Genomic DNA, 24,737 nt, shown 5'->3' on the forward strand with positions numbered 1-24,737 from the left:
GGATTGTCAGGTAACGATTGATAATCGAGTGGTGGCGGCAATCGCGGCTGCGCTGCGGCCAGCGGCACGACGCAGCGCTTGGTCTGCATGATGACGACCGGTGAGGTGAGCACGCCTCTCAGGCACCCTCCCCCCTTGCGGGGGAGGGTGGGGAGAGGGGTAAGCCCAGGGCGCTGACGTCAAAGATTTGCGCGGACTGCTTCAATGCTGCCGTACGCGTTCTCAGCAGGAGCGTCCGCTAACCAACAAACGTCAGCACAATGTTCAACCGGCATGATTCCCGACATTTTGGACCGGCATGATCCCCGACAGTTTGGGTTAAGCGGTCTGTTCACCCGGTTCGCGCAGCCCCTCACGAGGCGGAGCGAACCGGGTGAACAGGCCGCGGCGGTCGATGAGACCGACGTCGAGGTCGCAGAAGCGGACGACGTGGTCACCGGTATCGAGTTCGGCGATGCCGACAAGTTCGTTCACCAGCGCCTGACCGATAAAGACGAACTTGCCTTTCCATTTAATCTCCCCGTTGCCGCGAACACGGCGGGCCTGGTGATCGGCGTCATACCAGGGGTCTTGCTCGCGATCCGGCATGGTGCGTTGAGATGCTCGATAGGCGTCCTCCGGCGGCCGTTGGCCCAGCGCTTCGTGAGGACGTTCCCTATTGTAATGCTCTCGGAAAGCATCAAAGCGGGCCTGTTGCTCCGACGCATTATCTGCCGGTGGGCTCGATGTTTGCGCCTTCAAGGTGCGATGCATGCGCTCATGGCGACCGTTCTCCTGCGGCGAGGCCGGACGGATGAAGTGCGGCGTAATGCCGAGCTTCAGCCACCAGACCGACAATGTGGTGAGACCGCCGGCGCCGCGCGAGCCGAACGGCGAACCATTGTCGCAGCGGATTGCCCGCGGCAGGCCATGCTCGCGGAAAGCTCTTTCGAAGCGGGGGCGGACGCCCTCGGTCGTCGGTGCGACGATCTGCAGTTCGATCAGGAAGCGGCTGTGGCTGTCGGCCACCGTCAGGGGATCGACCCGGCACTGGTCGCGGGTGCGAAACCAACCCTTGAAGTCCACGCTCCACTCGTCGTTCGGCTCCTGCACCGGCGTGCAGGGACGCCGCTGGTCGAGCGGACGGCGACGGCGCTTCACCGGCGAGATCAGCCCCGCGCGCTTGAGAATGCTCCCAATCGTCGACGCCGCCGGCCAATCGATCTCCGGCGCCTGGCGGTCGAGCAAGGCGAGCAGCTTGCGCGGTCCCAGATAGGGAAAGCGCTGCCGAGCCGCGATCACCTTCTCTGCAATCGCTGCGTCGGTCGTTTGTCGGCATTGCTGCGGCGCGTGCGAACGGTCCCTGAACCACTCCGGATCGCCGCTCTGCTTCCGCTGGCGCCATGCGTAAAACGTGTCGCGGCAGATACCGTGACGGCGGCACAACTCCGACACGCTCCAGTTCCCGCTCTCGTACTCCATAAACATCCGGATACGCTCTTCCATCCGACTGGTCTCTCTGAACGGCATCGTCGGGCCCTCCCGCCGATGCTTCTAGAAACCTGTCGGCAATCATGCCGGTCCAAACTGTCGGGTATCTATCCGGTCTGTACCCAAGCGGCACCCCTCTCCCCAACCCTCCCCCGCAAGGGGGGAGGGAGCCCTTCCACCGGTGTGCGCGGAGCGAAGAAGGGCACGGCAAAACGCGATCGACCACCGCGTGGGTGATCGATCGCGTGAGAATAGTCGAAGTAGCTCTCGGCGTTACCCGCCGTTCGCCCGCGTCGCCGACGCCAGCCGCCGCTTCTCTTCGCGTTCGGCCAGCACGGTTGCCTTGGTGTTGACGGTCGGGAGCGCCGACATGCCCGGGCGCAGCAGTCCGGTGAGGCTGTGATCGTCGAGCACGATCTTCACCGGCACGCGCTGCACGATCTTGGTGAAATTGCCGGTGGCGTTGTCGGGCGGCAGCAGCGCGAATTCGAGGCCGCTGGCCGGTGACAGGCTGTCGACATGGCCCTTCAGTGTGGTGCCGCGAAAACTGTCGACGGTGAGCTCGACCGGCTGGCCGTTGCGCACATGGGTCAGCTGCGTCTCCTTGAAATTGGCGACGACATAGACCGCGTCCAGCGGCACCACCGCCATCAGCTGGGTGCCGGCCTGCACATATTGCCCGACGCGGAGCGTGCGGGCGCCGACCGTGCCGTCGACCGGCGCGGTGATCCGCGCGTAGGACAGGTTGAGCTCGGCCTGCTGTTCGGCCGCGCGAGCCCTGTCGGCTTGGGCAACAGCCTGGGCGCGCTGCGTGGTCAATACGTCGACCTTGCGCTGGGCCGCCGACAGCGCCGACTTGGCGTGCTGCAATTGCGCGGTGTTGGCGCGCAGCGCCGCGTCGGTCTGTTGCGCGCGCTGAATGGTGCCGGAGCCGGACTTCATCAGCCCGTCGTAGCGGGTCTGCTCTTCCTGGGCGAATTTCAGATTGGCCTCGGCGGCGGTGACGTCGGCCGTGCTCTGGTCGATGATCGGCTGCTGCAGTTCGAGCTGGGCATCGAGGTTGCGCACCGAGGCTATGGCGGCGTCGACATCGGCCTTGGCCTGGCCGACCGCGGTGCGGTAATCGCGGTCGTCGATTTCAGCCAGCAGCTGGCCGGCCTTCACCGGCTGGTTGTCGGTGACCAGCACCTTGGCGATGTAGCCCGAGACCTTCGGGGCGATGATCGTGGAGTCCGCCTTCACATAGGCGTCGTCGGTGGCTTCAAGGTAGCGGCCGGTGGTGAGGTAGTCGTAGCCAAAGTCGGCTGCCACAGCGGCGCCGATGATCGCGGCGAGCCCGAGCGCCACCCGCTTGACCGTTTTCCGCGACGGGCGGAGACCGATTTTTGCCGATTCTTCAGGGACATAAGTGGTGGTCGACATGCCATCCTCCGGCTCGAACATTCGCGTCCTTCCAGAAAGGGCGCCCAGTATGGCCCCTTAGATGCAATGTCCTTCCCGCTGTGATAATCCCGATAAAACTGGAAGCATTATCAAGCCAGCGCTGATAATCCGGACCTTGCCGAATGGATCGCCTGACCAGCCTGACCGCCTTCGTCCGGGTCGTGGATTCCGGCGGCTTCTCCGCTGCCGGCCGCAAGCTCAACATGTCCACCACCATGGTGAGCAACCACGTCCAGTCGCTGGAGGACCGGCTCGGCGCCCGGCTGCTCAACCGCACCACGCGCAAAGTCAGCCTCACCGAGGTCGGCCAGGCCTATTACGACCGCTGCGTCCAGATCCTCGCCGATATCGAGCAGGCCGACGACATCGCGGGCGCCCAGCAATCGGTGCCGCGCGGCACGCTGCGCATCTTCACCAACACCCATCTCGTCCAGTTCCTGTCGCCGGCGGTGGCCGAGTTCCTCGCCACCTATCCCGAAGTCAAGGTCGATCTCACGATAGGCGAGCGCAATGCCGATCTGATCGACGAGAATTACGATCTCGCCGTGCGCATGGTGCCGCCGCCGGACTCCAGCCTGATCGTGCGCACCATCGCGACCTGGCGCCACGTGCTGTGCTGCTCGCACGGCTATCTCGAACAGCACGGCAAGCCAACGCTGCTGGCCGACCTCTCCGCGCGCAACTGCATGCGTCACGCCAATTACCCCTATGGCGACGAGTGGCGCTTCGCCGACCGCAAGGGCACGCCGGCCGCGGTGCGGGTCTCCGGAAATCTGATCTCCAACAGCGGCGAAACGCTGAAGCTCGCGGCGCTGGCCGGCGTCGGCGTCTTCCTCGCCGCCGGCTTCCTGGTCCGCGACGAACTGGAATCGGGACAACTGGTCCGCCTGCTGCCCGAATACCGGCCGGTCGAGCTCACGATGAACGCGGTCTATCCGCACCGCCATCATCTCTCGGCGAAGGTCCGCACCTTCATCGACCTCCTGGTCCGTCACGCCACCGAGCAGCAGAAGCTGATCAATCCGTATTCGTGAGCGAAGGTGCGCGGATGCTTGCGATGATGGCACGCGTGCGCCCTTCATCACCGTCATCCTGAGGAGCCGCGCAGCGGCGTCTCGAAGGATGCACGGCCCGGCTGCTGGCCGTTCATCCTTCGAGGCTCGCTCCGCTCGCACCTCCAGCGACAAAGGCGAAGCCTTTGCGCGGGGATGACGGGACTAATAGTGCGACGTTCCTTCCGCATCATGACGGTCCGGCATCCCTTGCATGGCGTTCGCGTGTATGAAGACGGCACCGTCTGCCGCTGGGGCCTGCCATGCCGCTTCGTCTTCTCGCATCACTCCTGTTCGCGCTTGCAGCAAGTGTTCTGCTGCAACTGCCGGCGCGCGCCGCCTATCCCGATCACATCGTCAAGATCGTAGTGCCGTTCGCGCCGGGCGGCGGCACCGATGTCGTGGCGCGGACGTTGGCACAGGAGATGCAGAAGGATCTCGGCGTCACCGTCATCATCGAGAACAAGCCGGGGGCGGGCACCATCATCGGCACGCAGAGCGTCGCGGCGAGCCCAGCCGACGGCTACACGCTGCTGATGGCGACCTTCGCCAATGCGGTCAATCCGAGTCTCTACAGCAAGCTGCCCTATGACGCGCACAAGGATTTTGCGCCCGTGGCGCTGGTGGCGCGCTCGTTCAACGTCGTCGTGGTCAATCCGGCTTCGCCGATCAAGTCGATCGCCGATCTGATCGCGGCCGCGAAGGCCGACCCGGAAAAGCTGTCCTACGGCACCTATGGCACCGGCACCTCGGCGCATCTTGCCGGCGAACTGTTCAAGCACATGGCCGGGGTCAATCTTACCACCGTTCCCTACAAGGGCGCGGCGCCCGCCATCACCGACCTCTTGGGCGGCCAGATCCAGGTGATGTTCACCACGGTGGCAAGCTGCGCCTCGCTGGTCGAGGCCGGGCAGCTGCGCGCGATCGGGGTGACATCGACTGAGCGCTCGGCCGCGTTCCCGCAATTGCCGACGGTGTCGGAAGCCGGCGCATCCGGCTATGTCGCGGAATCCTGGTACGGCCTCTACGCGCCGGCCAACACGCCGCCGGACATCATCGACCGCCTCAACAAGTCGGCAGCCAAGGCGGTGCAGGCGGAGGCCTTCAAGAAGCTCAGCGTCAATGAAGGCCTTGTGATGGTGGCCTCACCGCCGGCCGAGCTCGACCGCTACTTTGCCGGCGAGGAGGCGCGCTGGCGCAAGGTGATAAAGGACGCCGGCATCAAGGCCGAATAGGCGGCATGCGCCAGGTGACGATCACATCTTTTTGCGTCGCATTGCCGTAACCGTGATTCTAGACGCAACGAACCGGTTCCTGGATCGTTGCCATGATCAGCGGAACCTGTCGCCTTGAGCTGTGTCTTGCGTCAAAGAGTAGGCCATGTGGATTTTGTTGCTGCTGCCGTTCATCGGCTTGCTGTGGGTGCCGTTCTATAATTTCGTCGAGCCCTCCCTGTTCGGCTTTCCCTTCTTCTACTGGTACCAGCTCGCCTGGGTGCCGATCTCCTCGCTCCTGATCTGGCTGGTCTATCGCAGCCGCCGGCCTGATGCCGACGAGCCGCGGTGAGGGGACAGCCATGACCGATCACATCGCTTGGGTGGCGCTCTGCGTCTTCATCTTCTTCTTTGCGCTCGTCACCGTGATGGGCTTCTTCGCGGCGCGCTGGAAATCCGGCCCGGTCAGCGAGCATCTCGACGAATGGGGTCTCGGCGGCCGCCAGTTCGGCACCTGGATCACCTGGTTCCTGGTCGGCGGCGATTTCTACACCGCCTACACCGTGATCGCGGTGCCGGCGCTGGTCTATGCGGTCGGCGCCTATGGCTTCTTCGCGCTGCCCTACACCATCATCGTCTATCCCTTCGTGTTCGCGGTCATGCCGGTGCTGTGGAAGAAGGCGCATGCGAGCGGCTACGTCACCGCCGCGGACGTCGTCCACGGCGCCTATGGCTCGCGTGCGCTAGAACTCGCGGTGGCGTTGACCGGCCTGGTCGCGACCATGCCCTACATCGCGTTGCAGCTGATCGGCATGGAGGTCGTGATCAAGGCGATGGGGCTGTCAGGCGAACTGCCGATCATCGCCGCCTTCGTGATCCTCGCGCTCTATACCTATAGCTCCGGCCTGCGTGCGCCGGCGCTGATCGCATTCGTCAAGGACATCATGATCTACATCGTGGTGTTGACCGCCGTGGTCGTGGTGCCGGCAAAGCTCGGCGGCTATGGCGCGGTGTTCGCGGCCGCCAACGACGCCTTCACGGCAAAGGGCGGCGCCACCGGTCTGACGCTGAAGCCTTCACAATATCTGCCCTACGCGACGCTGGCGCTGGGCTCGGCGCTTGCGGCCTTCATGTATCCGCACACTCTGACCGGCATCTTCGCCTCGAAGTCGGCGGATACCATCCGCAAGAACGCGATCCTGCTGCCGGCCTATACGCTCTTGCTCGGCCTGATCGCGCTGCTCGGCTACATGGCTTATGCCGCCAACATCAAGGTGACGTCGCCGAACGACGTGGTGCCGATGCTGTTCAAGACGCTGTTTCCCGAGTGGTTCGCGGGCTTCGCGTTCTCCGCGATTGCGATCGGCGCCTTGGTGCCGGCGGCGGTGATGAGCATCGGCGCCGCCAATCTGTTCACGCGCAATGTCTGGAAGTCCTACGTCAATCCGGACATCTCGCACGCCGGTGAGGCGTCGGTCGCGAAGATCACCTCGCTGGTGGTCAAGGTCGGCGCGCTCGCCTTCATCCTGTTCCTGCCGACGCAGTATGCGCTCGACCTGCAACTGCTCGGCGGCCTCTGGATCGTGCAGACGCTGCCGGCGCTGGTGTTCGGGCTGTTCACCGCCTGGTTCCGCGCCGAAGGGCTGCTGCTCGGCTGGGCGGTCGGCATCGGCTGGGGCACGTATACGGCGTGGAGCAACGGGCTGAAGCCGCTCGCCAGCATCTCGTTTGGCGATTCCAGCTACAGCTTCTATGTCGGGCTCGGCGCGCTGCTGCTCAACATCGTCGTGGCGGTGCTCGCGACCGTCGTGGTCGGCCTGATATCACCCGCCAAGCGCCGCGCGGCGGCCTGAGCCGTCGCCTTGGTCTGACGGGGCGGAGGCAAGCCGCGCGGTGAGCCGCGCGACCTCCGCCCTGGTCTTTTCGATCGCGGCGTCCTTCACCGGCCCATAGCCGCGGATCTCCATCGGCGCTTTTGCCAGCGCGACAAGGTCGGGCAGCCGTGTCTTGTCGAGCTTGCCGAGCATGGTCTCGATCAGCGCCTCATACCAGGTGATCAGTTCGCGCTCGGCGCGGCGCTCCGCGCTGTAACCGAACACGTCGAAGGGCGTGCCGCGCAGCCCTTTCAAGCCCGCGAGCAACCTCAGCGGCGTCTGGATCCATTGGCCGAACGCACGCTTTTTCGGCCGTCCCCGTGCATCGCGTCGCGCCGGGAGGAACGCCGGTGCAAGGTGATATTGCACCGTGAAGTCGCCGTCGAATTCCTGGCTGAGCTCGCCGAGGAAGCCCGACTGCATATGCAGCCGCGCCACCTCATATTCGTCCTTGTAGGCCATCAGCTTGAACAGCGCCCGCGCCACGGCGTCGGTGAGGGGAAGATCTTGTCTGCTTGATTCGATCTGTCCGCGTGCCCCGTCCGCCTCTCCCGCTTGCGGGGGAGGCCGGATCGCATCGACAGATGCGATCCGGGTGGGGGCTCTCTCGGCGATGTGACTCGTGGAGAAACCCCCACCCCGACCCTCCCCCGCAAGCGGGAGAGGGGGCGCACCTTCTTCGCGATCGCTGCCGAGCGTGGCCTCGGCGCGGCGGACGCGATCCACCGTGGTCCGATACCGCGCGGCATAGGCCTCGTCCTGATACTCCCTGAGGAAATCCGCGCGGCGCGCAATCATCTGCTCCAGCGTTTCGGGCACACCGGCCGCAGCGCCGTCGGCCTTCGGCAGGAAATCCGGATCGGCAAAGGCGATGCGGCCCCAGGTCAGCGCCTGCCTGTTGCGCTCGATCGCGACGCCGTTCAATTCGATCGCGCGGGTCAGCGCCTCCAGCGAGACCGGCACCAGGCCCTGCTGCCAGGCAAAGCCGAGCATCATGATGTTGGCAAAGACGCTGTCGCCGAGCAGCCGCTCGGCCAGCGCGTTGGCGTCGATCACGGTGAGGTTGCCCGACCCGATCACCCGCTCGATCGCGCGCAAGCGAACCGGCGAGGCGAGGTCGGCATCGCGAAATCGCACCACGTCGCCGGTCGGCATCTCGGCGATATTGACCGCAGCGCGCATCCCCTTGCGATAGGTGCCGGACGCCTTTGCCGACGAACTCACCACGAGGTCGCAACCGATCAGCGCGTCGGCCGCGCCCTGGTCGATCCGCACCTGATGCAGCGCGTCGGGGGTAGCCGCCAGCCGCAGATAGCTTAGCACGGGGCCGAACTTCTGCGCGAAGCCCGTGAAGTCGAGCACCGAGACGCCGCGGCCCTCGAGATGCGCGGCCATCGCGATCAGCGCGCCGACGGTGATGACGCCGGTGCCGCCGACGCCGGTGACGAGGAGATCGTAGGGACGCTCGAGCGCCGCGAGCTCCGGCACCGGCAGCGCCGCCGCGCGCGCGAGTGGATCGATCGCGCTTGCCGTCTTCGCCCGCCGCTTGCCGCCTTCGATCGTCACAAAACTCGGGCAGAAGCCGTTGAGGCAGGAAAAATCCTTGTTGCAGGTCGAGAGGTTGATCCGGCGCTTGCGGCCGAACGGCGTCTGCTTCGGCTCGACGCTGAGGCAGTTCGATTCTACCGAGCAGTCGCCGCAGCCTTCGCAGACGAGGTCGTTGATGAAGGCGAAGCGCGCGGGATCCTCGATCTGCCCGCGCTTGCGCCGCCGCCGCTTCTCGGTGGCGCAGGTCTGCTGATAGATCAGCACGGTGACGCCGGAAATCGCGCGCAGCTCGCGCTGCACGGCGTCCATCTCCTCGCGCGGATGGATGGTGACGCCGGCGGGCAGGTCGGCCGGCGAAAAATGTGCGGGATCGTCCGACACCAGCGCGATCCGCGCGACGCCCTCGGCACGGACAGAGTGCGCGATCGCTTGCACGCTGACCGGGCCGTCGACCGGCTGGCCGCCGGTCATCGCCACCGCGTCATTGAATAGGATCTTGTAGGTGATGTTGGCTTTCGCGGCGATCGCCTGCCGGATCGCCATCGAGCCGGAGTGATAATACGTGCCTTCGCCGAGATTCTGGAACACGTGGCTGTTGCCGGTGAATTTCGACGACGCCGCCCAGTTGACGCCTTCGCCGCCCATCTGGATCAGCGACGAGGTCTCGCGGTCCATCCAGCTTGCCATGAAGTGGCAGCCGATGCCGGCCAGCGCCTTGGAGCCCTCGGGCACTTTCGTCGAGGTGTTGTGCGGGCAGCCCGAGCAGAAATACGGCGTGCGGGTCGCGCCCGGCACCGCGATCATGCGATCCTGTTCGGGTGCCAGCGCGGTGACGCGGCGGGCCAATTGCAACTCCGGAAACATCGGATCGAGCCTGCGCGCCAGCACGTCGGCGAGCATGCGCGGCGACAATTCGCCGGTCCAGGAGATCAGCCGCGCGCCGCTCTCGTCATGCTTGCCGACCATCCGCTCCGGCTTGGCGCCGGGATAGTCGTAGAAATACTCCTTGAACTGGCTCTCGATGATGCCGCGCTTCTCCTCGACCACGAGGATCTCGCGCTTGCCCGTCACGAACTCCATCGCATCGTGCAGCGCCAGCGGCCACACCATGCCGACCTTGTAGATGTCGATGCCGAAGCGGCGGCAGGCCGTCTCGTCGAGGCCGACCAGCCGCAGCGCCTCCATCAAATCGAGATGCGCCTTGCCCGTGGTGACGATGCCGTAGCTCGCATCCTTGATGTCGTAGATATGACGGTCGATCGGATTGGCTTTCGCGAACGCGTAGACCGCGTGCTTCTTCGCCTCCAGCCGCTCTTCGATCTGCGGGCCCGGCAGATCCGGCCAGCGATAATGCAGGCCGCCGGGCGGCGGCACGAAATCCGGCTGCACGAAACGGCGCGTCGGCCGCAGCTCGACCGAGGCGCCGGATTCCACGATTTCCGAGATCGCCTTGAAGCCGACCCACATGCCGGAAAATCGGCTCAGCGCGTAGCCATATTCACCGAAGGCGAGATATTCGCCGACATCGGCCGGATGCAGCGTCGGCATGAACCAGCTCATGAAGGCGACGTCGGACTGGTGCGGCATCGAGGACGAGACGCAGCCATGATCGTCGCCGGCGACGACAAGCACGCCGCCATGTGGCGAGGAGCCATAGGCATTGCCGTGCTTCAGCGCATCGCCGGAGCGGTCGACACCGGGGCCCTTGCCGTACCACAGGGCGAACACGCCATCGACCTCGCGATCCCTTTGCGTCTCGACCTGCTGCGCGCCGAGCACCGCGGTCGCCGCGAGGTCCTCATTGACCGCGGGCAGGAATTCGATGCGGCTGTCCTTGAGTTGCTCGCCGATCTTCCACAGTTCGAGATCGACGCCGCCGAGCGGCGAGCCGCGATAGCCGGAGATGAAACCTGCGGTGTTGAGGCCGGCGGCGCGGTCGCGCCGCGCCTGGTCGAGCACGATGCGCACGATCGCCTGCGTGCCGGTGAGGAAGACGCGGCCGCGGTCGCGGCTGTAGCGCTCGGACAGCTGGTAGGCGTCGAGCAACGGCATCTGGCCCATGACTGACCCCTCCGGGAATCGCGATGTCTGATCCGACAAGGCTATGCCTGTGGGCTTGGTAGGTCTTACCTATCCATTCATTCGTCGCAGAAAAATCGGCAGGATGTTGCTGAAAGTGATATAAATCGGTAGAATTTACCAAACCACCGGAGGTTCGCGATGGTTGAAGAGCAGGACCAGAAAATCCTCGCCGAACTGCAGAAGGACGGCCGCGCCACCAACCAGCAGCTTGCGGAAACCGTCGGGATGTCGACCTCCGCCTGTTGGCGCCGGGTCCGCGCGCTGGAAGAATCCGGCGTCATCTCGGGCTATTCGGCGCTGGTCGCGCGCGAACGCGCCGGCTTTGCGACCTCGGCGATCCTGCACGTCTCGCTGGAGCGGCACGATGTGAAGTTCGTCGACGAGTTCGTCGCGCGTGTCATGAAGCGCCGCGAGGTGCTGGAATGCTTCGCGACAACAGGCGATGCCGACTATCATCTCCGCGTCGTGGTGCGCGACATGGACGCCTACAACAAATTCCTCGACGAGTTCATGTTCCGGATCCCCGGCATCCGCCACGTCCGCACCAACGTGATCCTGAAGGAGATCAAGACCGGGGTGGCGCTGCCGTTTTAGCTCGTTGCAGCGCTTCGTAGGATGGGTAGAGCGCAGCGAAACCCATCATTCGTGCCGCGGGTTCGACTTGATGGGTTTCGCTTCGCTCTACCCCTCCTACGAGGATACGGGTCATGCCGCCTGTTCTGCCGATTTGGCGCGCATCAGCAGCATGAACACCATGACATGGCTGACCAGCAGCAGCGGCACATAGAGCGCCGGAATGTAGATGCCGGCGCCGAACAGGCCGGGATCGCCGATCTTCACGCCGTTGTAATAGGCGTTGAGCAGATCCAGCGTGCCCCAGACGTTGAACACCCAGACGATCGGAATCGCGATCGACCAGCGCCAAGACAGCGCGGCCATGGCAAGCAGCGCGAGAACGGCGGCGGTGAGATCGCCCCATCCGACCTCGCCCGCGAAATCCGCGCTCAACTGCGGCGACACGAACCCGGCGACCATGAAGTTCATGCCCAGAAACCTGAACGCATGGAACGCTGCGAGCAGCCTGAGCGCGTTGTCACGTGGCATCGCGCGGACCGCCGGCCAGACATAGGTGACGGCCACGACAGCACTTGTCAGAAACGCACCGGCGACGCTGAGGACGAATGGAAGATTGAAGCCCGGGGGCATCGGCGGATTCCCTTCTGTTGTCGATTGGGTTCGCTCGAAACGCGCTTAGGGCCTGGCGACGAGCAGGCGGAGCGGCAGCAGCGGGCCGACCCCGATGTACTCGTGATCCATCAGATCGAGCCTGGACAACGGCAGACCCTCCATGATCGCGTGCGCCTCGGCGGCATCATTGGCGTCAAGCAGCAGGACCACGCCGCGTCCGTCGGACCGCGAATACCATTCGCGAATCTTGCCGTTGAGATAGAGCTGCACGGTCTGCCGGATTTCGTCCGGCATCACGGCCATCACCTGATCGCGGGTGACGCCGGCTTTCGCGGTGAGGATGACCATCACACCGGTGGTGACAGTGGAGGTGGCTTGGGCTTGTGCTTGAGCTTGGGCAAAGGAGGGAGCGGTCATGGAAGTGGTGCCTGTCAAAGTGAGGGTGAGAGCCAGGATTGTGTGACGGATTGCTTGCATCGGTCGCATGTCTCCGTTCACGACGGATGTCGTGATCGCGTGGGTCAGCGCGCTTCGCGCTGCTTGTGGCTCCGATGTAAGGCGGCTTTCCGCGAGCGACTATTCGCGATAATGTTCACAGGCCATGAAGCAAAACTTCACAGTCCGGCAGGGCGCGCTCGACGGCGTCGAGGCATTCCTGGCCGTCGCCCAGCACCGCAGCTTTCGCCGCGCGGCGGCCGAGCTCGGCGTCACGCCGTCGGCAATCAGCCAGGCGGTGCGCGCGCTCGAGGCGCGCCTCGGCGCTGTGCTCTTCATTCGCACCACCCGCAGCGTCGGGCTGACCGACGCCGGCGAACGATTTCTGGCGCGCGCAAGACCGGCATTCGAGGAGCTGGTCGCGGCGAGCGGGGCGGCGCGCGAACTCGGACAGAAGCCGGCCGGGCTGTTGCGCCTCACCGTGCCGCGCTCGGTGGTGCCGATCCTGCTGGAGCCGCTGATCGCCTCGTTCTGCAAGGCCTATCCCGAGATCGAGGTCGAGCTCGCCGCCAGCGAGGAACTGGTCGACCTCGCCGCCGGAGGCTTCGATGCCGGCATCCGCATGGGCCAGTTCATCAACCCGGACATGGTCGCGGTGCGCCTGACCAAGCCGTTTCCGTTCGCCATCGTCGGCAGCCCGGACTATCTCGCGCGCCGCGGCCGCCCCAAGCGTCCGGACGATTTGCGCGAACACGCGTGCCTGCGGCTCCGGCGATCGAACGGCGGGCTCGCGCCATGGTCGCTGAACGACAACGGCCGTTCGATCGAGCTTGCCGTCTCGGGGTCGTTCATCGGCCATGACTTCCCGACGCTGGTCGGCGCCGCGGTCGAAGGTGTGGGACTGGCGCAAGTGCCCGCACCGCTGGTATCAGGCGCCGTGAAGGAGAAGAAGCTCGTCCGTGTGCTGGATGCATTCGCGCCGACCACGCCGGGCGTGTTTCTCTATTATCCCGGCCACCGCCAGATCATGCCGAAGCTGCGCGCCTTCATCGATCACGTGAAGAGCAGGCCGCGGGCTGGGCGGTGAGGGGAGCCCGGATTTGCATTGCTCGTTCAGGTCATCTCGGAATGACGGGAGGGTCTAGGCGCGCTTCTGAGGATGCCAGTCAGGCACCGTCTTGACCATGTGCCAGACCAGCAGGTCGAGGGCGCGGGTCATGCCTTCCCGCGACCTGGTATTGGTGAACGCCGACCAGCAGAAATCGCCGCTGGTTCGCACCGAGATCGTCGTCGTTCCGTCCAGCAGGCCGTTGTGCCACCAATTGTTGTTCGCGGTGACGAACAGGCCCTTGGCGTAGCGGGGGTTGATGGCGCTGGGGGTGCTCATGACGCGGAGGCGTCGTCGGTCAGCAGCTGCTCAGTGTCCTTGAAGCCGTCGATATGGACGAACAGCGTCGTCAAATCGCCCGGCGTCGCAATCCAGCCGCCGTGCGAATCCATCCGGGCGACGTTCATCCGGTACGGATCGCCGGTCTGGCTGTAGTACTTCACTTCGTTGCTTGCGCGCTCGCTCAGCGTATTGCCGGCAATCTGCATGTCGGTGATGCCACATCGCTTCAGGACGGCGTCCTTGATGTATTGCTCGTAGCTCCGGCCGCTCAGCTTCTCGATCACGCGGCCGAGGATGCAATAGCCGAAGTTCGAATAGGCATAGGCTTCGCCTGGCGGACTGGTGAGCGGCATATGCTCCAGCGTCCAGCTGATCAGTTCGCGATGCTTCAGGTTCTGGTTCATGAACATCGGATCGCGAGACTGGTTTCCCCAGGTCCCGGTGGTGTGGGTCAAGAGATGCTCGACCGTGATCTGCTCGACATGGGAGCGAGACGCGCCTGACGGCATCAGGCTTTGCAGCGTGGGTGTCGTCGGATAATCGTTGCCGAGAATGGAGCTTGCGCCGAACACATAGTCGCCGAGCCGCAGTTTGCCGGCCTCGACCAGGGTGAAGATCCCGGTCGAGGTCACCGGCTTCGATATGCTCGCGATCCGGAAGCGGTGTTGCGGGGTCAGTGCTTCGCCGGTCTCCCGATCCGCAACGCCGAACGCCTCGACATAAGCCGGCTTTCCCTTGATTGCGATCGCGATCGAAAGACCCGGTACGTCGTAGTCCTTCATGAAGCCGGCGGCCAGGTCAGCCATCTGCTTGCGTTGCTCCGATGTCGGAAGCTCCGCGGGCTGCTCGGCAAGGGCGGTCGACGGCCCGCGGATGATCCCTGCGGCCGACAGCAGGGTGCCCTGAAGCAACGTTCGGCGTGAAAGTGGCATGGCTGACTTGTCTGATGAGTGCGCGCGGACCTTATTGCGCTTCGCCCTGTGTTGTCACGATGCGAACGGCTGTGTGATCACGTCACGATGGCCCGTCGGGCAAATGATGTCGCGAGAATGCGGATGTATGATCCACAAGCGCCGCCACAAACTCGCCGTCGTCCCGGCCTAGTGCGCAATTGCGCACGGGGGCCGGGACCCATAACCACCGATGCTCATTGTTGCGCGACGCCGTGGCCACAGCTTTCTTCAACAATTCAACCCTGTGGCTATGGGTCCCGGCCTTCGCAGGGACGACATTGAGAATGAGGCGCGCGCGTAGGCGCAATCTCACACCTTCTCCTTCACGAACCTGTTTCGCAGCGTGCCGATCCCGGTGATGTCGATCTCGACGACGTCGCCGTCCTTCAGGTCCGGCGAGGCGCCGTCGGTGCCCATCCAGATCACATCGCCGGGCGACAGCGTGAAGTATTTCGAAAGCTCGACGAGGAAGGGCACGATGCCGAAGATCATCTCGTTGGTGCGGAAGCGGCCGGTCTCCTTGCCGTTGACGCGGATCGCGGTCTCCATGCGGTCGAGGTCGACATCGGTCTCGATCCACGGGCCCATCGGCTTGAAGGTGTCGGCGTTCTTGGCACGCCACAGCCCGCGATCGGCCTTCTGCCAGCTGCGTTCGGAGACGTCGTTGCCGATGGTGTAGCCGAACACGCAGTCCATCGCGTTGGCTTCGGTCAGATGCTTGGCTTTCTTGCCGATCACGACGACGAGCTCGCCCTCGTAATGGATCTTCTCGGTGGCACCAGCCGGAATCACGACGTTCTCGTCATGGGCGATCAGCGCGTTCTGCGCGCGGTAGCCGATCTCGGGACGGTCAGGCACGTTCGGCACGGTGCCGGCCTTGTCGGCGGCTTCCTTGAGATGCTTCTGATAATTCAGCCCGACGCAGTAGAAGGTGCGCGGGATCAGCGGCAGCTCGATCTTGACGTCCTTCAATGCGTGGGTCTTCGACGTCTTGTTCCATTCGCCGAACGGATCGCCGCTAACGGTGGTGACGGTGTCGCCCTCGACGAGGCCCCAGGAAGTCGTACCCGCGGCGGTGAATTTCAGCCAGCGCATGATGATGTCCCTCTATTCCGCGGCCTGCGCGCGGGTCTTCCAGGCGCCCGCGGCCGGGCGCTCGAGCCCGAGATTTTCGCGCAGCGTCGTGCCGGCGTAGTCCTTGTGGAACAGCCCGCGCTTCTGCAACTCGGGCACCACGTGGTTGACGAAGTCGGCATAGGAGCCCGGCACGTAGCTCGCCGCGACGACGAAGCCGTCGCAGCCGCGACCTTCGAACATCTCCTCCAGCCGGTCGGCGATCTCCTTCGGGCCGCCGACCATCGCGTCCTGCACCTGGCCGCGGCCGGAGAAGGTGATGAAGTCGCGGGTCGAGGGATTGCTCTTGCCGGAGGTGCGCAGCACGCCGTCGCGGATGCCGAGCATGCCTTGCATGCCCTGCAGCTCCTCTGATGTCAGCGGCTCGTCGATCGGTTTGGCGCCGAAATCGAAGTTGAGGCCTTCGGCGAGCAGCGACAGCGCGTCGATCTCGAGCGGCAGCTTCTGGATCACCGCCATCCGGTCCTCGGCCTCGGCCTTGGTCGCGCCGGTGACCGGCGTGATCAGATTGCAGAGGAACATCTGGTCGGGATCGCGTCCGGCCTTGGCGGCTTCGCCCCGGATCGCGTCATAGCCCTGCTTGGCATTGGCGAGGTTGCGCGCCGCGGTGAAAATCACCTCGCCCCAGCGCCCGGCAAAGCGCTGGCCGCGGCCGGAGGCGCCGGCCTGGATCACGACGGGATGGCCCTGCGGCGAGCGCGGCACCGTGAACGGGCCGCGCGAGGTGAAGAACGCGCCCTTGTGGTCGAGCCGCTTCACCTTGGTCGGATCGGCGAAGCGGCCGCTCTTCTTGTCGATCACCAGCGAACCGTCTTCCCAGGCGTCCCAGTGGCCGAGCACCACCTCCATGAACTCGTCGGCGCGGTCATAGCGGTGATCGTGCTCGAGATGCTGCTTGCGGCCCATGTTGAGCGCTTCGCCGTCATTGACCGAGGTCACCACGTTCCAGGCGGCGCGGCCACCCGTCATCAGGTCGAGCGTGGCGAACCGGCGGGCGACGTCGAACGGCTCGAAATAGGTGGTGGAGGCGGTCGAGGCGAGGCCGAGCTTGGTGGTGACCATGCCCATCGTGGTCAGCACCACGATCGGGTCCATCTTCACGCAGCGGATGCCGTATTCGACGGTGTGGGCGTGATCGTTGCCGTAGCGATCGGGCATTGCGAGACGATCGTCGAAGAACGCCATGTGGAACTTGCCGCGCTCCAGGATGCGCGCGATCTCCTGATAGTAGTCCGCCGACATCGAATCGTCGCGCGATTCCGGGTGGCGCCAGGAGCCGGGCAGGTTGGTGCAGTTCTGCGCCTGCAAAAAGCCAACCAGCGCCATTTGCCGTGTCATGTCGTTCTCCTGTGTTCGGAACTATCAGCGAAGGTCGAGCTGGTCGGTGAGCTTGTAATCGGCGGCGAGCGCCTTGAGCTTGTCCCAGGTCGCATCCTCGATCTCGATGCCGTCCTTGCGCCGCTGCTGCTCGCGCAGATATTCGATCTCGCCGGGATAGAACACGCCGCGGCTCCCTTCCGAGGGCGGCGTCGATTTCAAATAGCGGGCGAAGTCGGCGACTTCGCGCCTGAAGTCCTTGAGCGGACGGAATGCGGCGACGTTGAACACCGCCATGAAGCAGCCGTCGTTATGCCGGCCGGTGGGCTCGACGCCGAAGCCGAGCCCGGTCAGCAGGCCGCACAGCACCTCGACCATCGCGGAAAGGCCCGAGCCCTTGTAGCCTTCGCTGCCGCCGAGCGGCAGCAGCGCGCCGCCCTTGCGATAGTCCGCAGGGTCAGTGGTGTCGCGTCCGTCGGCATCGATGATCCAGCCCTTCGGGATACTCTCGCCGCGCGCCACCGCGAGCTGGATCTTGCCGGCGGCGACCGCCGAGGTCGCCATATCGAGGTAGAACGGCGCCTCGAGGTCGGACGGCACCGCGATCGAGAGCGGGTTGGTGCCGAGCCGCGCCTCGCGGCCGCCGAACGGCGCCACGTGTTTCGGCGAACGGCCGGAATCGGCGGCCGCAATCCCGATCATGCCTTCGCGCATCGCCATCATCGGGTAATGCGCGAGACGTCCGACATGGCTCTGCCGGAACACGGTGCAGGCCGCGACATTGGCGGTCTTCGCCTTGTTGATGGTCATCTCCATCGCCTTGGCGTTGACGTGGAAGCCGAAGCCCCAATGACCGTCGATCACGGTCGTGGTCGGCGTCTCCTGCACGACGGTCCATTTCGCGCCGGGCACGATGTGGCCGGCCTTGATGCGGTCGATATAGGTCGGGATGGCTATCACGCCGTGGGAGTCGTGGCCGGCGAGGTTGGCGTTGACGCAGCCGGAGGCGACGGCGCTCGCCTCCTCCTCCGATGCACCGGCACCCTTGAGGAGCGCCGCGCCGATGCGCGTGAGACGGTCGGCCTGGACGATCGGCATGGGATTTTCCTCGCGGTCTGCCCGCGTGCTGCGCGGGTCGTGCTTGCTGTTGTCGGCGTCATGCTCTCAAAGCGCAGCAGGGCGAGCAAGGGCAGAAAATCCGGGCGGCCATACCGCCAGCAGGGTGCTCACGGCGATGTTTTCACTGAGTGGAACGGGCGCGGTCGCGATGCGGAATTTGGTCGCTCCGGCGGCGCCGGCAGGGCGCGAATCCCGGCAGTACGGCCCTCCGCCTCAGGCTGGCACACTGGTGTCCGTAATATCCCGGAAAGCCGCGGTCCGCGTTCGTCAGCCGTTTACTTTGTCGTGCAACTTGCCGGATACGCTAACCACCACTTAGGCCTCTCGCGGGCAATGTTCCCCGCCAGATTGGAGGGGTTGGCCCCGGGGCCTTCAGGAATCGTGCAGTCGAGCATCGGGCGTACATTCGCGGCGTTGAGTGCCACCAACGAAGCGATCCTGTACGCGAAATCACCAGAAGAATTGTACGGCAAGGTCTGTGAAGCCGCGTTCTCGAGCGGGAGCTTCCTGGCCGTGACCGTGTTTTTGCTGGAGCCGGATACCGGTCGCTTGAAGTTCGCGGCCGGCTTCGGCGACGATGTCGCGCGACTGCGCAGCATCACCATTTCCGCGCTCGCCAACACCCCGGAGGGAGAAGGCGTCGCCGGCCGGGCGTTCCGCGATCAGAACGCCTGCGTCGCCAACGATTATGTCAACGACGCCCGTTCGGCCGCCTGGCGCAGCGGTGCCGCGGCGGCCGGCGTCGGCGCGGCGGCGGCCCTGCCGCTGGTCTGCAACCGGCGCAGCGTCGGCGTCTTCATGGTGACGCGGCGCGAGGCCCAGTCGCTGGGCGAAGAGATCGTTTCGCTGCTGGAGCGCATGGCCGCGAACGTGTCCTTTGCGCTCGACAATTTCGACCACGAAGCGTCGCGCAAGAGCGGCGAGCGGGCGATGCGCCGGCTCAACCGCATGTTCGGTGCCATCAGCGCAACCAACGAGGCGATCCTTCGCGCCAAGACCGAGCACGATCTCTATCAGCGGGTCTGCGATGCCGCGGTGTTCAGCGGAAAGTCCTTCGCCACGGTGGTGCTGCTGGCCGAACCCGACACGCACTGGTTCGAGCCCGTCGCCGGCACCGGCGAGGCGCTCGACCTGATCACGCAGACGCGCTTCTCGACCGATCCGGACAACGTCTACGGCAAGGGGATTTGCGGCGAGGCGTTCCGGACCCAGCGGCCCTGCGTCGAGCACGACATCCCGATATCGATGAGCCCGTCGCATGAGCCGATCGCCGGCAGCGGCCTGATGGCCTGCGTCGCACTGCCGCTCACCCGGTTCGGCAAGAGCGTCGGCGTCCTGATCTTCTTCACCGGCAATTCCTGGGCGCGTGACGAGGAGATCATCGCGCTGCTCGCGGGGATCGCCGAGAATGTCTCGGTCGCGCTCGACAATTTCGGCCGTGCCACCGAGAAGGCCAAGGCCGATGCCGAACGCGAGCGGCTGTCGCGGATGTTCGCGGCACTGAGTGCGACCAACGAGGCGATCATGCGCGCGAGGTCGCGGCTCGAGATGTTCGAGCTGGTCTGCGCGGCCGCGGCCCATGGCGGCGGGTTCAACTCCACCAGCATCCTGATCGCGAAGCCCGGCGACGATTTCCTCGAGATGATGGCGGTCGCAGGGCCTACCGCGGCAAACGCGCGCCGCCTCAACGTCTCGCGCAGCGAGGCACGTCCCGAAGGGCGCGGCGTTTGCGGCCGGGCGTTCCGCTCCCGGCGCGCCTGCATCAACAACGATTTTCTGGGCGACGTTGCCAGCAACCCGTTCCGCGACGTCATCGACCGCGAGGATGCGCGATCGGGCGCGGCATTCCCGCTGATCGTCGACGACGAGCCGGTCGGCGTCATGCTGTTCATCTCCGCCAAGCGCAACACCTTCTCGGCTGAATTCGCCGAGCTCCTGCAGCGGCTCGCTGACAACGTCTCGTACGCGCTGGGCAGCTTCGACCGTGCCGACGAGAAGGCACGGACCGAGGAGCAGAAGGAGCGGCTGCGGCGGATGTTCGCGGCGCTGAGCGCGACCAACGAGGCGATCATGCGGGCGAAATCCCGCAGCGAGCTGTTCGATATGGTCTGCGATGCCGCAGCGGTGGGCGGCCAGTTCGTCTCGGCCACGATCAGGCTGGTACGCCCCGGCGAGGTGTTCCTGGACAATGTGGCCGCCTCGGGCCCCGACCGGGTGCGGGCCCGCGAGGTTCAGCTGTCGGCCGACGCGACGCGTCCTGAGGGGCAGACGCTGACCGGCGTTGCGATCCGCACGCGCCGGCCCTGCATCAGCAACGACTATCTCAGCGACTTCGGCTCCGAATCGCACGTCTATCCGGCCGTGCGCGACAGCGGCAGCAAATCAGGCGCAGCCCTGCCGCTGCTCAAGAACGGCGAGGCGATCGGCGCGCTGGTGTTTCTCTCAAGCGAGTTCGGCACCTTCAGCCCGGAGATGATGGCGCTGTTGCAGCGGCTTGCCGAGAACGTCTCGTTTGCGCTGGCCAATTTCGATCGCGCCGACGAGAAGGCGCGGGACGACGAGCAGAAGGAGCGGCTGTCGCGGATGTTCGCGGCGCTGAGCGCGACCAATGAGGCGATCATGCGGGCGAAGTCCCGCGCTGAATTGTATCGACTGGTCTGCGCGGCGGCGGCGACCGGCGGCAAGTTCACCTCGACCACGATCGCGCTGGCGCAGACCGGAAGCGACTATCTGCGGATCGTCGCGATTGCGGGGCCGGCGGCCGAGGGCGCGCGCCAGGTGACGCTCTCGACCAGCGAGGCCCACCCCGAGGGCCGCGGCGCCTGCGGCCGGGCGTTCCGGTCGGGCAAGGCGTGCGTCATCAACGACTATTTTGCCGATGCGGAGACCGCCGCCTTCCATGAGCGCGCCCGGCTCGATGGAACGCAGTCCAGCGCCTCGTTTCCGCTTGTTGTCAGCGGGCGGGTGGTCGGGGTCATGATCTTCGTCGCGCTTGACAAGGACACCTTCACGCCGGAGTTCGCCGAGCTGCTGCAGCGCCTCGCCGACAATCTGGCGTTCGCGCTCGAGAGCTTCGACCGCGCCGATGAGAAGCACAAGGCCGACGAGCGCATCGAATACCTTGCCTCGCACGACAGCCTGACCAATCTGCCCAACCGCGAGACGTTCAACGAGATGCTGCATCACGCGATCTCGGCGGCGGATCGCCATCGCCGGCAGCTCGCGGTGTTGTTCATCGATCTCGACCGCTTCAAGGTGATCAACGACTCGCTCGGCCACGACGCCGGCGACATGCTGCTGGTGGCGATCGCCGAGCGGCTGCAAGGATCGTTGCGCGCGAGCGACGTGGTGGCGCGGCTCGGCGGCGACGAGTTCGTGGTCATCCTCGAGGAGACCGCCGAACGCGACGATGTCGAGCGCATCGCCGGCGATCTGCTGATCTCGCTCAGCCAGCCGCTGACGATCAGCGGACATGAGTGCCACACCACGGCCTCGATCGGCATCGCGATGTATCCGGCCGATGGCTCGGACGTGCAGACGCTGACCAAGAATGCCGACATGGCGATGTATCTCGCCAAGGAAGACGGCAAGAACGGCTTCCGCTTCTTCTCCAACGAGATCAGGGCGCAGTCGATCGAGCGCTTGACGATGGAGAGCGCATTGCGCCGCGCGCTGGAGCGCAACCAGTTCTCGCTGGACTATCAGCCCAAGGTCGATATGGCGAGTGGAGCGATCAGCGGCGTCGAGGCGCTGCTGCGCTGGACCCATCCGGAGCTCGGCAAGGTATCGCCGGGGCAGTTCATTCCGCTCGCCGAGGAGATCGGCCTGATCGTGCCGATCGGCCGCTGGGTGCTGAAGGAAGCTTGTGCGCAGAACATGGCGTGGCAGCGCCGCGGCCTCAAGGCCGTGACGATGGCGGTCAACCTTTCACCGCGGCAGTTCGGCGATCCGAATTTGCTCGACGACATCGACGCGGCGCTGGAGGAGAGCGGCATGTCGCCGGCGCTGCTCCAGCTCGAGGTCACCGAGAGCATGGTGATGCGCAACGTGACGCGCGCGGTGCGCGTGCTCGACGCGATCCAGAATCGCGGCATTCGGCTCGCGATCGACGATTTCGGCACCGGCTATTCGTCGATGTCGCTGATGAAGCAATTCCCGATCGACACCATCAAGATCGATCGCTCCTTCGTGCGCGACCTGCCCAATGATTCCGAGGACGTCGCGATCGCGCAGGCGATCATCTCGATGGGCAAGGCGCTCGGCATGACCATCGTCGCCGAGGGGGTCGAGACCTCCGAGCAGCAGGAATTCCTGCGCGCCCACGCCTGCGACGAGATGCAGGGCTTCCTGTTCAGCCGGCCGCTGCCGCCGCGCGATCTCGCCGAATTGTTGAAGCCGTCGCAGGCAGAGGCGTCGCCGCCGTTGCAGCCGTCGTTGGATGACGAGGCGACTAGCGAGGCTGGGCCGGATCTAGGGCGGAAACGCGCTGTCGTCTGACGGCTGCACGGGCAGGTCGCGAACGTCGGAATCGGTCGATGCGACCTTGCGCGAGAAATCATATGGCCACGGCAGGATGTCCTGGCCGGCCAAAGTCTGGCGCAACACAAGGGCAGCCTCCGCAAAGCTCGCGCCGTCAGGCAGGCGGAGGCGGCGGCTCCAGGTGGGCGGCAGCGGATCGGCGGCATCGCGCATCTCGAATGCCGGCCCCCACCACCAGGCCGGCGCGGGCGGCCGTTCCGGTTCAGGAATGGCGCGCCAACGCACGAATTCGTCGACGATGCGGGCAAATTGCAGCTTGGCGGCGGGATGCATCGGAGGCCCTTCCTCGGGCCGGAATGATAGCATCGCTCCCACCTCGCGCAACGCGGCTATTGGCGGCCGTGCTGCCAATGCGCCGTCACGTCGGAGCCCGATTTGTTGAGGTGGACGTGCTGGTCGACATGGTCGACCCAGGACAGCGGAATGAAGTGGTGGTGCTGACCGTCAGGCGAGCTTTGCTTGGTCAGCTTGATCTTGTCGGTGCCTTCCATGTGGTCGACCTTGCCGACCGTTTTCTTGTCCGACGAGATCACATCCATATGTTCCCGAACGTCGGCAGCGTTTGCCATGCGTCATCTCCTCGTCATGATGATGAGGGGATGAAACGCCGCGTGGATGCAAAGGTTGCTAGCCGGTTCCGGCTACTTCTGCTCGACCTCGGTCGCGGTGGCCGGGCCTTCGCCCATGATCAGCAGCACGGCATCCTCGTCCTTGGCGCCGTCCCAGTGCACCTGCTTGCCGAAATGGGTGACGAAGCTTCCGGCCGGCATCGCCACGGTGCCGTGATTGGGATCGAATTTCGGACCCGAGCCGACCCACCAGGTGCCCTTGAGCACGACGATGTAGCGGTCGTTGGGATGGAAGTGCGGACGGCTGAAGTGATTGCCGTTGGTCCATTTGGTGTAGACCATGTAGAAGCCGGGTTTCGATGGATCGCCGACCACGACCGCATTCTGCGCGCCGCGCGCATCGACCGGGCTCCAGGGAATCTGATCCGGCAGCTTGTAGGTGACGGCGGCCGGATTGAGCTCGGCAGCGGAGCTGACGCTCAGCACGCCGGCAAGAGCCAATGGCGTCATCAGGTATCGCCAGGATCGGTTCGACGCCGTCATCGGTATGCTCCCAGATCGGATTTCTCGGGCGACTGCCGCGCCCGTATGCCGCGCGATGCTAGTCGACCTCGCTTCCGCCCGGCAAGACGCGGCCGTGCATGTCTGATCTCAGGATTGCGACAGCGATCCGTGACACAACGCAGTTGCAATATGAAAAAGCATTTACGCCGCCGCAGACGATGATAGGTTGCGCGCCAACCAAAAGACGGGAGGATAACCTTGAAGAAGCATCTGTCGATACTGGCGGCGGGACTTGTGATCGGTGCGGCCGCGCTGCAATTTTCCACCACCGCCTCGGGGGACGACGGCTGGATCACGCTGCTCGACAGCTCCAAGAAGGGTGACTGGGACGAGGTCGGCAAGGCCAATTGGGCGATGAAGGACGGCGCGCTGGTCGCCGACAAGCTCGACGGCAAGGATCTCTCCTATCTCGTCAGCAAAAACCAATACAAGGATTTCCAGATCCGGGCGGAGTTCTGGACCGACGAGGATGCCAACAGCGGCATCTTTATCCGCTGCGAAGGCAACAAGGTGATCGACTCCAAGGTCTGCTACGAGGTCAACATCTTCGACAAGCGACCGGACCCGACCTACGGCACCGGCGCGATTGTCGACGTCGGCAAGGTCGATCCGATGCCGAAGGCGGCCGGCAAGTGGAACGTCTACGAGATCACGGCGCAGGGGCCGCATTTCGTCGTGACGCTGAACGGCCAGAAGACCGTCGACGCCCAGGACTCCAAGCACGCCAACGGCTACATCGCGCTCCAGTATGGTTCGGGCGTGGTCAAGTTCCGCAAGGTGCAGATCAAGCCGCTCTGACGGCATCGGTTGAGCGGGGCCTCGGTCGCAACGCGACGAGGCCCCTCC

The 24,737-nt window shown here is 65.1% G+C and carries 21 protein-coding genes; 8 read left to right on the forward strand and 13 right to left on the reverse strand.

All coding sequences use genetic code 11. From position 1 onward, the window contains the following. Nucleotides 1–318 precede the first annotated feature (318 nt). Both ACE10X_RS07455 and ACE10X_RS07460 read right to left on the reverse strand, forming a co-directional pair. A complete protein-coding gene (locus tag ACE10X_RS07455) occupies nt 319–1,485 on the reverse strand; it encodes an integrase core domain-containing protein (RefSeq protein ID WP_244435723.1) in 1,167 nt (388 codons plus the stop codon). Between the two features lie 258 nt (nt 1,486–1,743). Further along, nucleotides 1,744–2,892, reverse strand: a complete 1,149-nt coding sequence (locus tag ACE10X_RS07460; RefSeq protein ID WP_038384270.1) for an HlyD family secretion protein — start codon at nt 2,890–2,892, stop codon at nt 1,744–1,746. Nucleotides 2,893–3,035: 143 nt separating this feature from the next. Between ACE10X_RS07460 and ACE10X_RS07465 the strand changes: the two genes are divergently transcribed. The 4 genes from ACE10X_RS07465 to mctP all read left to right on the forward strand — a co-directional run bounded on the left by ACE10X_RS07465 (nt 3,036) and on the right by mctP (nt 7,032). Continuing rightward, on the forward strand, nt 3,036–3,947 hold the full coding sequence (locus ACE10X_RS07465) for a LysR family transcriptional regulator (RefSeq protein WP_038384257.1): 912 nt from the start codon (nt 3,036–3,038) through the stop codon (nt 3,945–3,947). 281 nt (nt 3,948–4,228) lie between these two features. Next, nucleotides 4,229–5,200: a tripartite tricarboxylate transporter substrate binding protein gene (locus ACE10X_RS07470; RefSeq protein ID WP_038384256.1), complete on the forward strand. Its 972-nt coding sequence runs from the start codon at nt 4,229–4,231 to the stop codon at nt 5,198–5,200. A 145-nt stretch (nt 5,201–5,345) separates the two neighbouring features. Beyond that, nucleotides 5,346–5,531 carry a DUF3311 domain-containing protein gene (locus ACE10X_RS07475; protein WP_038384255.1) on the forward strand — a complete coding sequence of 62 codons (186 nt, stop codon included), beginning with the start codon at nt 5,346–5,348 and terminating at the stop codon, nt 5,529–5,531. Between the two features lie 10 nt (nt 5,532–5,541). Continuing rightward, nucleotides 5,542–7,032 carry a monocarboxylate uptake permease MctP gene (gene mctP, locus ACE10X_RS07480; RefSeq protein ID WP_038384269.1) on the forward strand — a complete coding sequence of 497 codons (1,491 nt, stop codon included), beginning with the start codon at nt 5,542–5,544 and terminating at the stop codon, nt 7,030–7,032. On the opposite strand, the gene ACE10X_RS07485 is transcribed toward mctP, so the two are convergent. Then, nucleotides 7,003–10,662, reverse strand: coding sequence for an indolepyruvate ferredoxin oxidoreductase family protein (locus ACE10X_RS07485; RefSeq protein WP_375764126.1), 3,660 nt, complete (start codon nt 10,660–10,662; stop codon nt 7,003–7,005). The two genes, mctP and ACE10X_RS07485, sit on opposite strands and share 30 nt — an antisense overlap. A 159-nt stretch (nt 10,663–10,821) precedes the next feature. Here ACE10X_RS07485 and ACE10X_RS07490 point away from each other — a divergent pair, with 159 nt between their 5' ends. Further along, the gene (locus ACE10X_RS07490; RefSeq protein WP_038384253.1) at nt 10,822–11,277 is read left to right on the forward strand and encodes an Lrp/AsnC family transcriptional regulator; all 456 of its coding nucleotides are present in this window, start codon (nt 10,822–10,824) and stop codon (nt 11,275–11,277) included. A gap of 111 nt (nt 11,278–11,388) precedes the next feature. Here the strand turns inward: ACE10X_RS07490 and ACE10X_RS07495 are convergent, their stop codons facing one another. Both ACE10X_RS07495 and ACE10X_RS07500 read right to left on the reverse strand, forming a co-directional pair. Beyond that, entirely contained in the window at nt 11,389–11,889 is a 501-nt protein-coding gene (locus ACE10X_RS07495) for a hypothetical protein (RefSeq protein WP_038384252.1), read from the reverse strand. A 45-nt stretch (nt 11,890–11,934) separates the two neighbouring features. Continuing rightward, nucleotides 11,935–12,348, reverse strand: coding sequence for a hypothetical protein (locus tag ACE10X_RS07500; RefSeq protein ID WP_244435768.1), 414 nt, complete (start codon nt 12,346–12,348; stop codon nt 11,935–11,937). 124 nt (nt 12,349–12,472) lie between these two features. Between ACE10X_RS07500 and ACE10X_RS07505 the strand changes: the two genes are divergently transcribed. Then, nucleotides 12,473–13,393, forward strand: coding sequence for a LysR family transcriptional regulator (locus tag ACE10X_RS07505; protein ID WP_038384250.1), 921 nt, complete (start codon nt 12,473–12,475; stop codon nt 13,391–13,393). Between the two features lie 54 nt (nt 13,394–13,447). Here ACE10X_RS07505 and ACE10X_RS07510 read toward each other — a convergent pair whose 3' ends face one another. The 5 genes from ACE10X_RS07510 to ACE10X_RS07530 all read right to left on the reverse strand — a co-directional run bounded on the left by ACE10X_RS07510 (nt 13,448) and on the right by ACE10X_RS07530 (nt 18,198). After that, complete coding sequence (locus tag ACE10X_RS07510; RefSeq protein WP_051002947.1) at nt 13,448–13,693, reverse strand: hypothetical protein; 246 nt, start codon at nt 13,691–13,693, stop codon at nt 13,448–13,450. Then, nucleotides 13,690–14,628 (reverse strand): serine hydrolase domain-containing protein, encoded by a 939-nt coding sequence (locus ACE10X_RS07515; RefSeq protein ID WP_375764127.1) that lies wholly within the window; start codon nt 14,626–14,628, stop codon nt 13,690–13,692. Before ACE10X_RS07515 ends, ACE10X_RS07510 begins: the two co-directional genes overlap by 4 nt. A 330-nt stretch (nt 14,629–14,958) precedes the next feature. Beyond that, nucleotides 14,959–15,744, reverse strand: a complete 786-nt coding sequence (locus tag ACE10X_RS07520) for a fumarylacetoacetate hydrolase family protein (RefSeq protein WP_038384249.1) — start codon at nt 15,742–15,744, stop codon at nt 14,959–14,961. Between the two features lie 12 nt (nt 15,745–15,756). After that, entirely contained in the window at nt 15,757–17,121 is a 1,365-nt protein-coding gene (locus ACE10X_RS07525) for an LLM class flavin-dependent oxidoreductase (protein ID WP_038384248.1), read from the reverse strand. A 24-nt stretch (nt 17,122–17,145) separates the two neighbouring features. Beyond that, complete coding sequence (locus ACE10X_RS07530; protein WP_375764128.1) at nt 17,146–18,198, reverse strand: Ldh family oxidoreductase; 1,053 nt, start codon at nt 18,196–18,198, stop codon at nt 17,146–17,148. Between the two features lie 402 nt (nt 18,199–18,600). Between ACE10X_RS07530 and ACE10X_RS07535 the strand changes: the two genes are divergently transcribed. Further along, nucleotides 18,601–22,716, forward strand: coding sequence for a GAF domain-containing protein (locus ACE10X_RS07535; protein WP_375764129.1), 4,116 nt, complete (start codon nt 18,601–18,603; stop codon nt 22,714–22,716). Here the strand turns inward: ACE10X_RS07535 and ACE10X_RS07540 are convergent. The 3 genes from ACE10X_RS07540 to ACE10X_RS07550 all read right to left on the reverse strand — a co-directional run bounded on the left by ACE10X_RS07540 (nt 22,690) and on the right by ACE10X_RS07550 (nt 23,870). Then, a complete protein-coding gene (locus ACE10X_RS07540) occupies nt 22,690–23,031 on the reverse strand; it encodes a hypothetical protein (RefSeq protein WP_038384245.1) in 342 nt (113 codons plus the stop codon). The two genes, ACE10X_RS07535 and ACE10X_RS07540, sit on opposite strands and share 27 nt — an antisense overlap. Nucleotides 23,032–23,087: 56 nt before the next feature. Beyond that, nucleotides 23,088–23,327 (reverse strand): DUF2171 domain-containing protein, encoded by a 240-nt coding sequence (locus ACE10X_RS07545; RefSeq protein ID WP_038384244.1) that lies wholly within the window; start codon nt 23,325–23,327, stop codon nt 23,088–23,090. Nucleotides 23,328–23,399: 72 nt separating this feature from the next. Next, on the reverse strand, nt 23,400–23,870 hold the full coding sequence (locus tag ACE10X_RS07550; protein WP_244435766.1) for a cupin domain-containing protein: 471 nt from the start codon (nt 23,868–23,870) through the stop codon (nt 23,400–23,402). A gap of 219 nt (nt 23,871–24,089) precedes the next feature. On the opposite strand from ACE10X_RS07550, the gene ACE10X_RS07555 reads away from it, so the two are divergent. Continuing rightward, nucleotides 24,090–24,689, forward strand: coding sequence for a DUF1080 domain-containing protein (locus ACE10X_RS07555; protein ID WP_038384243.1), 600 nt, complete (start codon nt 24,090–24,092; stop codon nt 24,687–24,689). The last annotated feature ends 48 nt before the right edge of the window (nt 24,690–24,737 follow it).

This window comes from Bradyrhizobium sp. Pha-3 (assembly GCF_042258325.1).
Taxonomy (GTDB): domain Bacteria; phylum Pseudomonadota; class Alphaproteobacteria; order Rhizobiales; family Xanthobacteraceae; genus Bradyrhizobium; species Bradyrhizobium elkanii.

Bases quoted from the DNA above. Each gene is read 5' to 3' on its own strand.
- ACE10X_RS07455 (WP_244435723.1), bottom strand. From the start codon at position 1,485: ATGGAAGAGCGTATCCGGATGTTTATGGAGTACGAGAGCGGGAACTGG.
- ACE10X_RS07460 (WP_038384270.1), bottom strand. From the start codon at position 2,892: ATGTCGACCACCACTTATGTCCCTGAAGAATCGGCAAAAATCGGTCTC.
- ACE10X_RS07465 (WP_038384257.1), top strand. From the start codon at position 3,036: ATGGATCGCCTGACCAGCCTGACCGCCTTCGTCCGGGTCGTGGATTCC.
- ACE10X_RS07470 (WP_038384256.1), top strand. From the start codon at position 4,229: ATGCCGCTTCGTCTTCTCGCATCACTCCTGTTCGCGCTTGCAGCAAGT.
- ACE10X_RS07475 (WP_038384255.1), top strand. From the start codon at position 5,346: ATGTGGATTTTGTTGCTGCTGCCGTTCATCGGCTTGCTGTGGGTGCCG.
- mctP (WP_038384269.1), top strand. From the start codon at position 5,542: ATGACCGATCACATCGCTTGGGTGGCGCTCTGCGTCTTCATCTTCTTC.
- ACE10X_RS07485 (WP_375764126.1), bottom strand. From the start codon at position 10,662: ATGGGCCAGATGCCGTTGCTCGACGCCTACCAGCTGTCCGAGCGCTAC.
- ACE10X_RS07490 (WP_038384253.1), top strand. From the start codon at position 10,822: ATGGTTGAAGAGCAGGACCAGAAAATCCTCGCCGAACTGCAGAAGGAC.
- ACE10X_RS07495 (WP_038384252.1), bottom strand. From the start codon at position 11,889: ATGCCCCCGGGCTTCAATCTTCCATTCGTCCTCAGCGTCGCCGGTGCG.
- ACE10X_RS07500 (WP_244435768.1), bottom strand. From the start codon at position 12,348: ATGCAAGCAATCCGTCACACAATCCTGGCTCTCACCCTCACTTTGACA.
- ACE10X_RS07505 (WP_038384250.1), top strand. From the start codon at position 12,473: ATGAAGCAAAACTTCACAGTCCGGCAGGGCGCGCTCGACGGCGTCGAG.
- ACE10X_RS07510 (WP_051002947.1), bottom strand. From the start codon at position 13,693: ATGAGCACCCCCAGCGCCATCAACCCCCGCTACGCCAAGGGCCTGTTC.
- ACE10X_RS07515 (WP_375764127.1), bottom strand. From the start codon at position 14,628: ATGCCACTTTCACGCCGAACGTTGCTTCAGGGCACCCTGCTGTCGGCC.
- ACE10X_RS07520 (WP_038384249.1), bottom strand. From the start codon at position 15,744: ATGCGCTGGCTGAAATTCACCGCCGCGGGTACGACTTCCTGGGGCCTC.
- ACE10X_RS07525 (WP_038384248.1), bottom strand. From the start codon at position 17,121: ATGACACGGCAAATGGCGCTGGTTGGCTTTTTGCAGGCGCAGAACTGC.
- ACE10X_RS07530 (WP_375764128.1), bottom strand. From the start codon at position 18,198: ATGCCGATCGTCCAGGCCGACCGTCTCACGCGCATCGGCGCGGCGCTC.
- ACE10X_RS07540 (WP_038384245.1), bottom strand. From the start codon at position 23,031: ATGCATCCCGCCGCCAAGCTGCAATTTGCCCGCATCGTCGACGAATTC.
- ACE10X_RS07545 (WP_038384244.1), bottom strand. From the start codon at position 23,327: ATGGCAAACGCTGCCGACGTTCGGGAACATATGGATGTGATCTCGTCG.
- ACE10X_RS07550 (WP_244435766.1), bottom strand. From the start codon at position 23,870: ATGACGGCGTCGAACCGATCCTGGCGATACCTGATGACGCCATTGGCT.